Annotated in this window: 13 protein-coding genes; 9 read left to right on the top strand and 4 right to left on the bottom strand. The window is 67.9% G+C overall.

Annotated features, from left to right (window positions below):
- Positions 1-109 precede the first annotated feature (109 nt).
- The 9 genes from PSEK12I1_RS0113435 (at position 110) to PSEK12I1_RS0113395 (ending at position 9,609) form a co-directional block, all read left to right on the top strand.
- A complete protein-coding gene (locus PSEK12I1_RS0113435) occupies positions 110-2,488 on the top strand; it encodes a penicillin acylase family protein (protein ID WP_027601861.1) in 2,379 nt (792 codons plus the stop codon).
- 244 nt (positions 2,489-2,732) lie between these two features.
- Positions 2,733-3,929 carry a CmpA/NrtA family ABC transporter substrate-binding protein gene (locus PSEK12I1_RS0113430; protein WP_027601860.1) on the top strand — a complete coding sequence of 399 codons (1,197 nt, stop codon included), beginning with the start codon at positions 2,733-2,735 and terminating at the stop codon, positions 3,927-3,929.
- Positions 3,930-3,940: 11 nt separating this feature from the next.
- Positions 3,941-4,513: an ANTAR domain-containing response regulator gene (locus PSEK12I1_RS0113425; protein WP_027599890.1), complete on the top strand. Its 573-nt coding sequence runs from the start codon at positions 3,941-3,943 to the stop codon at positions 4,511-4,513.
- Positions 4,514-4,611: 98 nt separating this feature from the next.
- The gene (locus tag PSEK12I1_RS0113420; protein ID WP_037006984.1) at positions 4,612-4,935 is read left to right on the top strand and encodes a TM2 domain-containing protein; all 324 of its coding nucleotides are present in this window, start codon (positions 4,612-4,614) and stop codon (positions 4,933-4,935) included.
- Positions 4,936-5,081: 146 nt separating this feature from the next.
- Positions 5,082-6,323 (top strand): alanine transaminase, encoded by a 1,242-nt coding sequence (gene alaC, locus PSEK12I1_RS0113415; RefSeq protein WP_007159024.1) that lies wholly within the window; start codon positions 5,082-5,084, stop codon positions 6,321-6,323.
- 94 nt (positions 6,324-6,417) lie between these two features.
- The gene (locus PSEK12I1_RS0113410) at positions 6,418-6,612 is read left to right on the top strand and encodes a hypothetical protein (protein ID WP_007159025.1); all 195 of its coding nucleotides are present in this window, start codon (positions 6,418-6,420) and stop codon (positions 6,610-6,612) included.
- Positions 6,612-7,367: a hypothetical protein gene (locus PSEK12I1_RS0113405; RefSeq protein WP_027601858.1), complete on the top strand. Its 756-nt coding sequence runs from the start codon at positions 6,612-6,614 to the stop codon at positions 7,365-7,367. The genes PSEK12I1_RS0113410 and PSEK12I1_RS0113405 overlap by 1 nt, the downstream gene beginning before the upstream one ends.
- A 123-nt stretch (positions 7,368-7,490) precedes the next feature.
- On the top strand, positions 7,491-8,006 hold the full coding sequence (locus PSEK12I1_RS0113400; RefSeq protein WP_027599893.1) for a DUF4142 domain-containing protein: 516 nt from the start codon (positions 7,491-7,493) through the stop codon (positions 8,004-8,006).
- Positions 8,007-8,397: 391 nt separating this feature from the next.
- A complete protein-coding gene (locus tag PSEK12I1_RS0113395) occupies positions 8,398-9,609 on the top strand; it encodes an MFS transporter (RefSeq protein ID WP_027599894.1) in 1,212 nt (403 codons plus the stop codon).
- 224 nt (positions 9,610-9,833) lie between these two features.
- On the opposite strand, the gene PSEK12I1_RS23795 is transcribed toward PSEK12I1_RS0113395, so the two are convergent.
- The 4 genes from PSEK12I1_RS23795 to PSEK12I1_RS0113375 are packed head-to-tail and all read right to left on the bottom strand — an operon-like array spanning position 9,834 to position 14,042.
- Complete coding sequence (locus PSEK12I1_RS23795) at positions 9,834-10,406, bottom strand: GNAT family N-acetyltransferase (RefSeq protein ID WP_081737491.1); 573 nt, start codon at positions 10,404-10,406, stop codon at positions 9,834-9,836.
- A complete protein-coding gene (locus PSEK12I1_RS0113385; RefSeq protein WP_027601857.1) occupies positions 10,403-10,939 on the bottom strand; it encodes a GNAT family N-acetyltransferase in 537 nt (178 codons plus the stop codon). The genes PSEK12I1_RS23795 and PSEK12I1_RS0113385 overlap by 4 nt, the downstream gene beginning before the upstream one ends.
- Entirely contained in the window at positions 10,936-12,588 is a 1,653-nt protein-coding gene (locus PSEK12I1_RS0113380; protein WP_027601856.1) for an ABC transporter ATP-binding protein, read from the bottom strand. The genes PSEK12I1_RS0113385 and PSEK12I1_RS0113380 overlap by 4 nt, the downstream gene beginning before the upstream one ends.
- On the bottom strand, positions 12,585-14,042 hold the full coding sequence (locus PSEK12I1_RS0113375; protein ID WP_027601855.1) for an ABC transporter permease: 1,458 nt from the start codon (positions 14,040-14,042) through the stop codon (positions 12,585-12,587). The genes PSEK12I1_RS0113380 and PSEK12I1_RS0113375 overlap by 4 nt, the downstream gene beginning before the upstream one ends.

Raw genomic sequence — 14,042 nt, 5'->3', positions numbered from 1 at the left:
CCTGTCGGCAGCGCCCAGGCGCCACCCCTCGCCCGAGGCTTGCTCCCCCGCCGGACCCTGCTAACGTAGCCACCCGTTCGCATCCATCCGCCCGGAGTGTCCGCTGTTCATGGTCTCGCCTCTCCTGTTTCGCCCGCGCGCGCCCCTGCGTCTCGCTACCCTCGGCCTGCTGACCGCCCTCGCCGGCTGCCAGTACCTCGGCGAAGAGCAGCCGACCCGCAGCCAGCCGCAACTCAAGGGCAGCCTGCCGCTGCGCGGCCTGGCGCAGACCGCCTCGGTGCGCCGCAATGCCGACGGCCAGCCGCTGATCGAGACCACCACCTTCCACGATGCCCTGTTCGCCCTCGGCTACGTCCATGCCAGCGAACGCCTGGCGCAGATGGTCGAGCTGCGCCTGCTGGCCCAGGGTCGGCTGGCCGAGGCCTACGGCGAAAGCCGCCTGGACAGCGACAGGTTCATGCGCGCGGTGGACCTGCGCAAGGCCGCCCAGGTGGCCTACGGCAACGCCTCGCCACGGATGAAGGCCTTCTTCGAGGTCTATGCCCGGGGGGTCAACGCCTATCTCTATCGCGCTGGTGAACGGGTCCAGCTGGATGGCCACGACTACCGCGCCGAATACTGGAAGGCCGAAGACAGCGCCCTGCTCTTCGAACTGCTCAACTTCGCCCAGGCGGTGGACCTGCGCAAGGAAACCGCGGCGCTGGCCCTGGCCACCCAGGTCGGTCCCGAGCGCCTGGCCTGGCTCCTGCCCACCTACCCGGACGAACCCCTGCCCGAGGAGGAGACCGCCAAGCTGCGCGGCCTGAATCTGCGCGGCCAGCTGCCAGGGCTCGAAGCCCTGCTGCAGGTCCAGCGGCAACTGGCGGAGCAGGCGCCCTTCGGCGGCCCCACCGGTACAGCCTGGGCGGCCACCCCGGGGCATACCCGCAGCGGCCGCAGCCTGCTCGCGGTGGACAAGGTCAGTGCCGTCGGCCAGTCGCCCTTTACCCTGGTGACCCTGAGGGCGCCGCGCTTCGAGGCCGTGGGTACCACCCTGCCCGGTCTGCCACTGCTGCTCGACGGCTATAACGGCAAGCTGGCCTGGGGCGCCGCGACCCTGATGGGCGACAGCCAGGACCTCTACCTCGAACGCCTGCAACGCCAGGGCGGTCGCCTGCAGGTGCAGAGCGGCGGTCAGTGGCAGCCGGCCGGCGAGCGGGTGGAGACCTTTTTCGTCCGCGGTGAAAAGCCGCGGCGCGAGACGCTCTATACCAGTCCCCGCGGTCCGCTGCTGAATCTGGCCCTGGCGCCGGACGCCAACGGCTACGGCCTGGCCCTGCGCAGCAGTCGCCTGGAAGCCGACAAGAGCCTGGACGCCCTTTTCGACCTCTCCCGCGCCAAGGATGTGGAGCGCGCCTTCGAACTGGCTCGCGACCTGCGCGCCAGCGACTGGAATCTGGTGTTCGCCGATGCCGAGCACATCGGCTGGCAGGTGACCGGGCGCTATCCCAACCGCCGCAGCGGCCTGGGTCTACTGCCCTCGCCCGGCTGGGACGAGCGCTACGCCTGGGATGGCTACGCCGATCCCATGCTGCACCCCTATGACCAGGATCCGGCCCAGGGCTGGCTGGGCGCCGCCAACCAGCGCGTGGTACCGCGTGGCTACGGCATGCAGCTGTCCAGCAACTGGTCGGGCCCCGAGCGTCAGGAGCGCCTGGCGCAACTCGCCGGCCGCTCGGCGCGCCTCGATGGCCGCGACGCCATGGCCCTGCAGCAGGACCAGACCACCACCCTGGCCGCCAAACTCAAGACCCAGCTCGACTCCCCCGGCTTCGCCGCGCCGCTGCGCCAGGCCATCGCCGCCCTCTCGGCGGGCCAGCGCCCGCAGGCGGAAGAGGCCCTGCGGCGTCTGCAGGGCTTCGACGGCCGCCTGGCCGCCGGCTCCGGTGACGCGGCGCTCTACGAAGCCTTTCTCCAGGCCCTGGCCGAACAGACCTTCGCCGACGAGCTGGGTGGCACCAGGAGTCCGGCCTGGCAGGCCTTCACCACCCTCAGCGACACCGGCTACAACGCCATCGTCGATCATCTTCTGGCGCGTGACGACAGTCCCTACTGGGATGACGTCAGCACCGCCGCCCACGAAGACAAGCCGGCGATCTTCGCCCGCGCCCTGGCCGCGGCCGTCGCCACCTGCGAAACCCGGCTGGGTAGCGATCGCACCAGCTGGCAATGGGGCCGCCTGCACCGCCAGGATGGCAACGCCTATGGTGGCGACGGCTCGACCCTGGACCTGACCGCCAGTCACTGGGGCAGCAATGACCGGGTCTGGCTGGCGCCGGCGCTGCGCCTGGTGGTGGACTTCGGCCTGGCCGAACCGCTGCAGGCGAGCCAGCTCGGCACCCCGGGCAAGGGCTGGACCCACGGGCAATACCAGAGCCTGCCGCTGCAGCCGCAGAATCTGGAGCGCGTCTATGGGCGCGACCGCCTGCTGCTGATTCCGCAGAAGTAGTCCCACCGCCGGCAACCCGCGACTTGGCGCGGGTTTTGCCCCGTTTCTGCCAGACCTCAGCCGGCGTCGCCCTCGTTCGCCGCGCCGCGGACCGCTGCAAAGGCGCTGTCCCGCAGGCGCCCTGGCAATGAAAGCGCCCGTTGATGGTGCCGCGTCTGTCACCATAATGGTGCAGGCCCTAGTCGAGACGCCCATAGCGGTGCACAGAGAGGCGCCCTGGCGTTTGTCAGTTGCCGGAGACACCATGCCTGCCCAGCCTTCCCCCCACGCCGCGCACCTCTGGGTCGCGGGTTCGGATGCCCCGGAAAAGCCGGAGCTCAACCTGGGCTTCCTGCCCCTGAGCGATGCCGCCTCGATGATCGTGGCGGCGACCCAGGGCTTTGGCGAACCCCATGGCCTGACGCTCAATCTGCACCGCCAGCCCTCCTGGTCGGCGCTGCGCGACAACCTGCTCAACGGCCAGCTCGACGCCGCGCACTGCCTCTACGGCCTGGTCTATGGCGCCCATCTCGGCCTGGGCGGCGCGCCCGCCACGCCGATGGCAGTGCTCATGAGCCTGGCGCAGAACGGTCAGAGCCTCAATCTGGCGCGTAGCCTCACCCGGGAAGGCGTCCGGGACACGGCCTCCCTGGTGGAGCGGATCCGCCAGCCAGACGCCAGACCGCTGACCCTGGCGCACACCTTTCCCACCGGCACCCATATCTTCTGGCTCTACTACTGGCTGGCGGCCCAGGGCATCCATCCCCTGCAGGACGTGCGCACCGCGCTGGTGCCGCCACCCCAGATGCCCGAGCACCTGGCCGCCGGCCGGGTCGACGGCTTCTGCGTCGGCGAACCCTGGGGCGCCGCCGCCGTGGCGCGCGGCCAGGGCTTCACCCTGACCACCACCCAGGCGATCTGGCCGGACCACCCGGAAAAGGTGCTGGCCTGCACCGGCCACTTCGCCGAGCGCTATCCCAATACCGCGCGGGCGCTGATCCGCACCCTGCTCGACGCCAGTCGCTTCATCGAGGAAAGTCGCGAGAATCGCCTGGGCACCGCCCAGCTGATCAGTGGCGCCGACTACGTGGACACCGACGCGGCGCTGCTCACCCAGCGCTTTCTCGGTCACTACGAGGACGGCCTCGATGGCCACTGGGAAGACCAGCACCCCCTGGCCTTCCATCGCCAGGGCGCGGTCAATCCACCCTATCTCTCCGATGGCCTCTGGTTTCTGACCCAGTTCCGCCGCTGGGGCCTGTTGCGCGAGGAGCCGGACTACCTGGCCATCGCCGAGGCCGTGCAGTGCACCGAGTTGTACCGGCAGGCCGCCACCGACCTGGGGCTGGCGGTACCGCCGACCCGGCGCAGCAGCACCCTGTTCGACGGTCGCACCTGGGACGGCAGCGACCCGGCCGGGTATGCCCGCAGCTTCGCCATCCACGCGCTCAGCGACTACTAGGGAGAACGACCTTGCGCATCCTGCTCATCGACGACACCCCCAAGCAGGTCGGCCGTCTCAAGGCCGCGCTGATCGAAGCCGGTTTCGAGGTCATCGAGGAATCCGGCCTGACCATCGACCTGCCCGCGCGCATCGAGGCCCTGCGGCCGGACGTCATCCTGTTCGACACCCAGTCACCCGGGCGCGACGTCATGGAACAGGTCTGCCTGGTCACCCGCGACCGGCCGCGCCCCATCGTCATGTTCACCGACGAGCACGACCCGGCGGTGATGCGCCGGGCCATCCAGTCCGGCGTCAGCGCCTATATCGTCGAAGGCATCCAGACCAGTCGCCTACAGGCCATCATCGATGTGGCCCGCGCCCGTTTCGAGACCGACCAGGCCCTGCGCGCCGAACTCCAGGCCCGCGAGCAGCAGCTGTTGGAGCGCAAGAAGGTCGACCAGGCCAAGGGGCTGCTGATGAAGATGCGGGGCTGCAGCGAAGACGAGGCCTATACCCTGATGCGCCGCCAGGCCATGAGCAAGCAGCAGAAGCTGATCCAGGTGGCCGACCAGATCATCGCCATGAGCGAATTGCTCGGCTGAACCGGCGCCAGGAGCCTGCCACGGGAAATGGTCTGGCTCCGCTTTGTGTGGCACTATCCGCGCCCCCTGGATATTCACCCTCGAAAAGGACGTCTGTCATGAGCTCATTGCAAGCCGAAATGCTGGTCGAACAAAAGGTCGCCAACGCGCGCAAATCCACCGGCGCCGCCTACCTGATCTGGTTCTTTCTCGGCATGCTCGGCGGTCATCGCTTCTACCTCGGCCGCACCGGTACCGCCGCCATCATGCTGGTGCTCTCGCTGCTCGGCTGGGTCACCTTCTTCATTCCCTGGATCATCCTGGGGATCTGGTGCCTGATCGATGCCTTCCTCATCCCCGGCATGATTCAGCAGCACCAGGACAAGGCGCGCCAGCAGGCGCGACTGGAAGTGGCGGCGCTGCAGGCCGGTCACGCGCTCTGATCCGCGCCGGAGCGCCTCGCCGGCGGCGCCCCGCTGATTTTTTCCTCGACAAGCGCAGCGACCTGCGGCTACTGTCCGCTGCAGGTCACCTCCTGTGACCCACGTCGCTCGGACGGTTCCGGGCGCTTACGTACTTCGAGGAACGCATGACTGATTCCAGTCCCGTGCGCCGCTTTGCGCGCATCGATCGCCTGCCCCCCTACGTCTTCAACATCACCGCCGAACTCAAGATGGCCGCGCGCCGTCGCGGTGAGGACATCATCGACCTGTCCATGGGCAATCCCGACGGGGCGACTCCGCCGCACATCGTCGAGAAGCTCTGCCAGGTCGCCCAGCGCGAAGACACCCACGGCTACTCCAGCTCCAAGGGCATTCCGCGCCTGAGACGCGCCATCTCCCACTGGTACCGCGATCGCTACCAGGTGGAGATCGATGCCGACAGCGAAGCCATCGTCACCATCGGCTCCAAGGAAGGCCTGGCGCACCTGATGCTGGCCACCCTGGATGCCGGCGACACCGTGCTGGTGCCCAATCCGAGTTATCCGATCCACATCTACGGCGCGGTGATCGCCGGCGCCCAGGTGCGCTCGGTACCCCTGGTGCAGGGCATGGACTTCTTCGCCGAACTGGAGCGGGCCATCCGCGAAAGCATTCCCAAGCCGAAGATGATGATCCTCGGCTTCCCCTCCAACCCCACCGCCCAGTGCGTGGAGCTGGATTTCTTCGAGCGCGTGGTGGAACTGGCCAAGCGCTACAACGTGTTGGTGGTGCACGACCTAGCCTATGCCGACATCGTCTTCGACGGCTGGCAGGCGCCCTCCATCATGCAGGTGCCCGGCGCCAAGGACATCGCGGTGGAATTCTTCACCCTGTCCAAGAGCTACAACATGGCCGGCTGGCGGATCGGCTTCATGGTCGGCAATCCCGAGCTGGTCGCCGCCCTGGCGCGGATCAAGAGCTATCACGACTACGGCACCTTCACCCCGCTGCAGGTGGCGGCCATCGCCGCCCTGGAAGGCGACCAGCAGTGCGTGCGCGACATCGCCCAGCAATACCAGCAGCGCCGCGACGTGCTGGTGCGCGGCCTGCACGAAGCCGGCTGGATGGTGGAGAACCCCAAGGCATCGATGTACGTCTGGGCCAAGATTCCCGAGCCCTATGCCCACCTGGGTTCGCTGGAATTCGCCAAGAAGCTGCTGGCGGAGGCCAAGGTCTGCGTCTCGCCGGGACTGGGCTTCGGTGACTATGGCGACGATCATGTGCGCTTCGCCCTGATCGAGAACCAGGACCGCATCCGCCAGGCGGTGCGCGGCATCAAGCAGATGTTCCGCGCCGACGGCCTGCTGCCCAAGGCGGCCGCGCGCAAATCCGGCGTCGAGCCGGCCTGAGTCTTCGCCGCGCCGTCGACCGGCGGCGCGGCGAATTCTTGTCAGTCCGGGCGTTCCAAGCTATAAGCCGCTAGTGACCTCCCGGGATATCGCCATGCTGAAAGGCCTGTTCAATCTGCTCAAATCGCCCTCCGCGGACGATCTCAAGCTGGCCGCGAGCATCAACAACTCCTACAAGTCCATGCGCGTAGTCGGTCGCGGTACCCTGCGCATCGATCCGGCGGAGATCTTCGACTCCCCCGAATTCAAGGAAGACCTGGACCGCGCCCGGCGGCTCATCAACCGCTGATGTTCCTGCTGCTGCTCCTGCCGATCCTGGTCAGCGGTTTTCTCGTCTGCCACAAGCATCCGCTGTACTTCTACCGCCTGCATCGCTACGAGGGCCAGTACCTCTATCTGCAGAGCGCGCGCTTCGGCCTGTTCTGCACCCTGCTCGCCGTGATCCTGCACCTGGGCGTCGCCCAAATCGTGCAGGGGCGCAGCTGGTCCTGGGGTGAGCGGACTTTTTCCCTCGACTACTTCGCCGGTCTCGCCGAGCTGCTGCGCCGCACCGGCACCCTGGAAGATCCCCTGCAGGCCGCCTGGATCCTGCTGGTAACGGTGACCGCCCTGCTGATTCCCACGGCCTGGGCCACGCAGGCGCGCTGGACCATCAAGCACAAGTACGGCCTGAGCGAGGACAACTACCGCACCTTCATCCTCGCCGGCATCCTCAAGGACAGTCCGCTGGACGATCTGCTGATGACCGCCTCCATCAACAAGGAGACGCTGATGCTGACCCTGGAGGAGCGCAAGGTGTACGTCGGCCGCATCACCACCCTGGGCGAACCGAGCGAAACGGAAGGCGCCGACCAGGACGTCTGCATCAAGCCGATCATGAGCGGCTACCGCGACAAGGACAAACTCTGGGTGACCTTCACCACCCACTATGCGGACAAGGGCAAGGACATCTACCTGACCCTGAAACAGAGCCAGATCGTCTCGGCAACACGCTTCGATTTCGACGCCTATGAAGCGTTTCGCTCAAGCGTAAGCCGCGCCTGATCTGGCTTCGCGCACTTTCTTCAGGGAACGTATGACTTTTTGGGCAGGTCCCATTTGCAGGCGCGTTCACCGCACAGCGGTGAGCCCCTTCCCTTACTGCCCAAGAAAATCAGGAGCACGTCCATGACGCCCATGCTGAAGAAAGCCTCCAGCCTGTCCCTCGCCATCCTGCTGGCTGCCGGTGCCGGCCTGGCCCAGGCCGCCGACAAGCTGTCTCCGGCCGAATTCGTCGACGACGCCTCGGCCAAGGGCATCGCCGAGATCGAAGCGGCCAAACTGGCCCTGGACAAGAGCAAGTCCCAGGACATCAAGACCTTCGCCCAGAGCATGATCGACGACCACACCAAGGCCAACGAGCAGCTCAAGAGCCTGGCCCAGGAGAAGAAGCTGAAAGTCTCCACCGACGCCGAGCTGATGGACAAGGCCAAGGCCATGATCCTGCAGGTGCGTGACGACTCCTTCGACCGCTCCTATGCCAACAACCAGGTCGTGGCCCACGAGCAGACCATCGAGATCTTCCGCAACGAAGCCAAGACCGGCGATGACGCCGCGCTCAAGGCCTTCGCCGAGAAGACCCTGCCGAAGCTGGAGCACCACCTCCAGGAAGCCAAGGCGCTGCAGACCAAGTACGCGAAGTAATAGCGTCATCCCAATAGAAAAGGCCGTGGCGAGTGATCGCCACGGCCTTTTCCTGCAGCCTATCGCGGCCATGGGCCGCTACCGTACCTGTAGGAGCGGCCCATGGCCGCGATCCGAACCCGGCCCGCACTACTTCGTAAGCGCCAACAAGGGGCAACCCGCCGTGACGGCGCTCAATTCTTGTGCAGCGCCTTGACCGATTCAGACGCTACCAATATCGCGATCCCCAGCTAACACTGGGCTCACTCAACTTGGCTTCGCTCTTGCAAAGACCTCGGCAGGGGTGGCCAACGGCGGTCACCCAACCGACAAAGGCGTCAGTTCACCTCCCGGCAACGGGCAAGGGTGACTGGCGCCTTTTTCATGCCCGTGACGTGCCCGAGGTGCCTCCATGAGTCCCAGTTTCTGGAAAGCCGGCCATGCGCCGACCCTGTTCGCCGCCTTCCTCTACTTCGACCTGAGCTTCATGGTCTGGTACGTGCTCGGTCCCATGGCCGTGCAGATCGCCACCGACCTGCAGCTGACCACCCAGCAGCGCAGCATGATGGTGGCCACGCCCATTCTCGCCGGTGCCGTCCTGCGTCTGATCCTGGGCTTCGTCGCCGATCGGCTGTCACCCAAGACCGCCGGCATCATCGGCCAGGTGGTGGTGATCCTGGCGCTGCTGGTGGCCTGGCAGCACGGTGTGCACAGTTATGAGCAGACCCTGGTGCTGGGCCTGTTCCTCGGCTTCGCCGGTGCTTCCTTCGCCGTCGCCCTGCCGCTGGCCTCCCAGTGGTATCCGCCGCAGCACCAGGGCAAGGCCCTGGGCATCGCCGGCGCCGGCAACTCCGGCACGGTGTTCGCCGCCCTCTTCGCCCCGGCGCTGGCCAAGGCCTTTGGCTGGACCAACGTATTCGGCTTCGCGCTGATCCCGCTGATCCTGACCCTGGTGGTCTTCGTGCTCTGCGCCCGCAACGCCCCGGAACGGCCGGCGCCCAAGAAGCTGGTGGACTACGGTCGTGCGCTGAATGACAAGGACAGCTGGTGGTTCATGTTCTTCTACAGCGTGACCTTTGGCGGCTTCCTCGGCCTTGCCAGCACCCTGCCCGGCTACTTCCATGACCAGTACAGCCTGGAGCCGGTGGTGGCCGGCTATTACACCGCCGCCTGCGTCTTCGGCGGCAGCCTGATGCGGCCCCTGGGCGGTGCCCTGGCCGACCGCATCGGCGGGATCCGCGCGCTGCTTGGCATGTATACCGTGGCGGCCATCTGCATCGCCGCCGTGGGCTTCCACCTGCCCAGCGCCATGGCGGCCCTGGCGCTGTTCGTGGTGGCCATGCTCAGCCTGGGCGCCGGCAACGGCGCGGTGTTCCAGCTGGTGCCCCAGCGCTTCCGCAAGGAAATCGGCGTCATGACCGGGCTGATCGGCATGGCGGGCGGCATCGGCGGCTTCGCCCTCACCGCCGGCCTGGGCGCGGTCAAGCAGGCTACCGGCGACTATCAACTGGGCCTCTGGCTGTTCGCCGCCCTCGGCGTGCTCGCCTGGTTCGGCCTGCTCAGCGTCAAGCGCCGCTGGCGCACCACCTGGGGCTCGGCTGCCGTTACCGCAGCGCGGGTCTGAGACCCTATTCAAAGTCTGCTACGCGTCGGCCAAACCGCGTTGAAAATGCCCTGGGTCGCCAGCCCGGTCGGAATGCTCATTTACCGCTCGTAAACCCGAGCGCGGGTCCGATCCGCTTCCTCAGCCATTTTCGCGGGGCCGCCGAGGCCTTGTTTGTCGCTAGCTCGCGAGACTTAGAACAGGGTCTGAGGGAAGTCCGGCGGCCAGGGGCCGCCGGTTTTCATTCAGGGGGCGGAACGCACATAGCTGGTCAGCACGTGATCCCGCCAGACCCCGTCGATCTCCAGATAGCGCCGTGCCAGGCCCTCGCGCTCGAAGCCGAGCTGGGTCAGCAGATGGGCGCTGCGGACGTTCTCCGGCAGATGGTTGGCCATGATCCGATTCAGGCCCAGCTCGGCGATGACGAAGTCCCGCCCCAGGCGTACCGCCTGGCGCATCAGCCCCCGCCCCTGCCAGGCCGCATCCAGGCCGTAGCCCAGGTAGCAGGCCTGGAAACCGCCGCGGAATATTTGGCTGAAATTCACCGTGCCTATGACCAGCGGGCCCGCTCGCAGCACCAGGCGCAACTCGCTCAGACCCGGCCCGCCGGCGCGGTAGGCGGCCGCCTGCCCCTGCCATTGCGCCAGGGTATAGAAGGCGTCGGAGCGCCGCGGCATCGACAGCGCCAGGTGCTGGCGATTGCGTCGGTAGTAGTCGGCCACCGCGGCGGGATCGGCCAGGGTCAGGTCGACCAGTTCCACCGCCTCGGTCACGGCGAAGCGCGGTGGATACTGCAGCGGAACGCTCAGGGCGGTCATGACTTCACCTGCGGCGGCAATTCATAGACCCAGGTGGCGCAGCGCTGCCCGTCCGGACCTTCGCGATCGTTTTCCAGCACCCGGACGCGCCGGAAACCGACCCGTTCGGCAAGGCGCTGGCTGGCGTCGTTGGCGGCCGAGGTGGTGAGAAAGAACCCGGCCGTGCCCCGCTGCTCGACGAAATACCGCAGTGCGGCGGTCATCAGGCCCTGCCCGGTATGCAGGCTGTGCAGCCAGTAACCGATCTCGAAGCGCCGCCCGCCGTCCAGTGGCGTGAGCCCCAGGCAGCCGAGCAGTTCGTCACCGCGCACCAGGAAGTAGCGTTTCTCGCCCTGGGCGAGGGTGAAGGCGCCGCGAGCCGCGAGCAGGCTGTCGCGGGCCTGGGCGACGCTGGTCTGTTCGCGCGCCCAGGCAAGGAAGCGGCGGTGCTCGGCATAGCTCCAGTTCAGGGCGTCGGCGAAGGCCGCGGCCAGGCGCGGTTGCGGCCACACCAGCTCGAAGTCGGCCAGGGCGATGCGCGGTGGAAAATTCATGGCGAGGTCCCGAATTCCAGGCGCGGCACGGCGGCCAGCAGGCGCTGGGTCATGGCGTGAGCGGGAGCGCGCAGCACCCGTTCGGCGCTGCCCTGTTCGACGATGCGGCCGCCGTCCATGATCGCGATACGATCGGCCAGGTACTCGACCACGCCGAAGTTGTGGGTGATGAACAGATAGGCCAGGCCGCGCTCCGCCTGAAGTTCGCGCAGGAGATCGAGGATCTGCGCCTGCACCGAGACGTCCAGCGCCGAGGTGGGTTCGTCGCATACCAGCACCCGCGGCTCGACGATCAGCGCCCGGGCGATGGCGATGCGCTGCCGCTGGCCGCCGGAGAATTCGTGGGGAAAACGCTGCAGGGTGTCACCCGGCAGCCCGACCCGCTCCACCAGGGCGGCGGCCCGTCTCTGGCGCTCGGCGGCGTCCAGTTCCGGGCGCAGGGCCAGCAGCCCCTGCTCCAGGGTGGCAGCGATGCGCATGCGCGGATCCAGGGAGGCGAAGGGATCCTGGAAGACGATCTGGATCTGCCGGCGCAGTCGTTGCAGGGTGCGTCCATCGGCCGTGAGCAGCTCTGCGCCGCCCAGGCGGGCACTGCCGCCGATGCGCGGCCCGTCGAGCAGCCGCAGCAGCGCCTTGCCGGTGGTGGTCTTGCCGCAGCCGGATTCGCCCAGCAGGGCCAGGGTCTCGCCGGCGTGCAGGTCGAAGCTCACCCCGTCCACCGCCCTGACCCAGTCCCGAGTCCGGCCCCAGGCGCCCCGGCGGAGCGGATAGTGCACGGCCAGGTCGCGTACCTCCAGCAAGCACTCGCCCGGGGTTCGCGCGGGCAAGGTGCGGGGTACTCCTGCCAGGGTCTGGCCGCGCTTGGCGAAGGTGGGAATGGCGGCGAACAGCTCGCGGGCATAGGGATGCCGGGGCGCCTGGAAGAAGTCCGCCGCTGGTGCGCTTTCGACGATCTCGCCGTGGCGCATCAGGGCCACGTGATGGGCCACCTGGCGCACCACCGCCAGGTCGTGGGTGATCAGCAGGATGGCCATGCCCAGTTCGCGCTGGATGTCGGCCAGCAGAGCGAGGATCTGCGCCTGGACGGTGACGTCCAGCGCCGTGGTGGGCTCGTCGGCGATCAGCAGATCCGGCTCGGCGGCCAGCGCCAGGGCGATCATGATGCGCTGCTTCTGGCCACCGGAGAACTGGAAGGGGTAGTCGTCGATCCGTCGCTCCGGCTCGGGAATGCCCACCCGACGCAGCCATTCCACCACCCGGGCGCGGGCGGCGGCGCCGCGCAGCGCGGTATGGGCGCGCAGGGTTTCCTCGATCTGCTCGCCGATGCGCATGACCGGATTCAGGCTGGTGGCGGGCTCCTGGAAGATGGTGCCGACGCGCCCGCCGCGCAATTCGCGCAGGCGCCCTTCCGGCAGTCGATGCAGATCGGTACCGGCCAGCAGCGCCGCACCCCGGGCGATACCCAACGCAGGCGGCAGCAGCCGCAACAGCGAGAGCGCGGTGACGCTCTTGCCGCTGCCCGATTCCCCGACCAAGGCAAAGGTCTCGCCGCGGGCGATGGCCAGGCTCAGGCCCCGCACCGCCTGGCGCGTACCCTCCTCGCCGTCGACCAGGATCTCCAGGTCGCGGATCTCCAGCACCGGGGTCATGGCTGCACCTCGCCCTGGCCGGGACGGCGCCTGAGCCAGGCGGATCTCAGCCGGCGACTGCGCGGATCGAAGGCGTCGCGCACGGCGTCGGCGAACAGATTGGCCGCCAGCACCAGGGCCAGCATGAAGGCGAAGGCGCTAAGCAGATTCCACCAGATCATGGGGCTGCGGGACATTTCGGTGCGGGCGTCGTTGATCATGGAGCCGAAGGAATTCATGGTCGGATCGACACCGATGCCCAGGTAGGAGAGCACCGCCTCGTAGAGCACCAGGCTGGAAAATTCCAGGGTCAGGGTGATGAGCACCAGGTAGAAGACGTTGGGCAGCAGGTGCCGGCGCAGGATGGTGAAGTGGGAAACGCCGAAGGCCCGCGCCGCCTGCACGTATTCCAGCTCGCGCAGCTTGAGCGCCTCGGCGCGCAGCAGGCGGCAGAGGCCGGCCCAGCCGGTGAGACCGAGGATCAGGCAGAGCATGAAGAGACGCAGGTCGGCGCGCGCCGCGCCGGTGTCGAACAGCTCCGGATGGCGGTCGATGAACCCCTGCATCATCAGCACGCAGGCCGCTACCAGCAGCACCCCGGGGATGGAGGTCAGGGTGGTGTAGAGGTAGGTGATGACGTCGTCCACCCGGCCCTTGAAGTAACCGGCGGCCAGGCCGAAGACGATGGCCGGTGGCAGCATGGCCAGGGTAGTCAGGCTGCCGATGACGAAGGCGGTGCGGATGCTCTTGAGCGACTGGTAGAGGACGTCGTTGCCGGTGCCGTCGGTGCCCAGCACGTGGTAACCACTGGCCAGGGCGATCACGCTGCCGGCCACCAGGCAGACGCCCAGCCAGGTCAGCAGGATGGCGCGCCAGGGCGTGGCGGTCTGGCCGCGGAGGATGAGTCCGCAGCGGCTGGCTAAGCCACCCGGCTCGCGCAGCCGTGCCGCGGCCAGGGCGGCAGTCGCCAGGGCCAGCGCCAGACCGCCGAGCAGGCCCAACGTCAGCCGCTTGAGGACATCGCCCCGCCACTCGGTAGCGGGATCGCGCAACGTGGTGCCGGCATGCTTGAGGCGGGGGAAGTCCCGCAGCGGCGCGCCCTCGGCGCTGGTGCCCAGGGTTTCCTTGGTGAACTGGTGGGTGGCGAGCGGCGCCGAATAGGTCTTCTCGCGCTGGGTCAGGCTGGTCTCGGCCAGCAGGCCGTCGAGGGCCGAGAGCACCGTGGGCGAGTAGATCGGCGCCGTGGCGCCAGGCGTCGCGGGTAACTGGGGCCGGTAGTGCAGCGAATCCAGCAGGGCGATGGCGACGAAGCTGGCCAGCACCACGGCCGCGCTCATCGCCGGGGCATCCTGCAGCACCCGGCGCCAACTGGCGCGCAGGGCCGGCTGGCGACGCGCGCGCCAGGCGTAGATCAGGCTGCCGGCCACCAGCAGGTAGAGGGCGAGGTCGGTCCAGAGCAAGACGAATTTCGGCAT

Source organism: Pseudomonas sp. MOIL14HWK12:I1 (assembly GCF_000510705.1).
In the GTDB taxonomy this organism is placed as follows: Bacteria; Pseudomonadota; Gammaproteobacteria; order Pseudomonadales; family Pseudomonadaceae; genus Chryseomonas; species Chryseomonas oryzihabitans.
This window is presented reverse-complemented; position numbering and strand designations above follow the sequence as displayed.

Bases quoted from the DNA above. Each gene is read 5' to 3' on its own strand.
- PSEK12I1_RS0113435 (WP_027601861.1), top strand. From the start codon at position 110: ATGGTCTCGCCTCTCCTGTTTCGCCCGCGCGCGCCCCTGCGTCTCGCT.
- PSEK12I1_RS0113430 (WP_027601860.1), top strand. From the start codon at position 2,733: ATGCCTGCCCAGCCTTCCCCCCACGCCGCGCACCTCTGGGTCGCGGGT.
- PSEK12I1_RS0113420 (WP_037006984.1), top strand. From the start codon at position 4,612: ATGAGCTCATTGCAAGCCGAAATGCTGGTCGAACAAAAGGTCGCCAAC.
- alaC (WP_007159024.1), top strand. From the start codon at position 5,082: ATGACTGATTCCAGTCCCGTGCGCCGCTTTGCGCGCATCGATCGCCTG.
- PSEK12I1_RS0113410 (WP_007159025.1), top strand. From the start codon at position 6,418: ATGCTGAAAGGCCTGTTCAATCTGCTCAAATCGCCCTCCGCGGACGAT.
- PSEK12I1_RS0113405 (WP_027601858.1), top strand. From the start codon at position 6,612: ATGTTCCTGCTGCTGCTCCTGCCGATCCTGGTCAGCGGTTTTCTCGTC.
- PSEK12I1_RS0113400 (WP_027599893.1), top strand. From the start codon at position 7,491: ATGACGCCCATGCTGAAGAAAGCCTCCAGCCTGTCCCTCGCCATCCTG.
- PSEK12I1_RS0113395 (WP_027599894.1), top strand. From the start codon at position 8,398: ATGAGTCCCAGTTTCTGGAAAGCCGGCCATGCGCCGACCCTGTTCGCC.
- PSEK12I1_RS23795 (WP_081737491.1), bottom strand. From the start codon at position 10,406: ATGACCGCCCTGAGCGTTCCGCTGCAGTATCCACCGCGCTTCGCCGTG.
- PSEK12I1_RS0113385 (WP_027601857.1), bottom strand. From the start codon at position 10,939: ATGAATTTTCCACCGCGCATCGCCCTGGCCGACTTCGAGCTGGTGTGG.
- PSEK12I1_RS0113380 (WP_027601856.1), bottom strand. From the start codon at position 12,588: ATGACCCCGGTGCTGGAGATCCGCGACCTGGAGATCCTGGTCGACGGC.
- PSEK12I1_RS0113375 (WP_027601855.1), bottom strand. From the start codon at position 14,042: ATGCCGAAATTCGTCTTGCTCTGGACCGACCTCGCCCTCTACCTGCTG.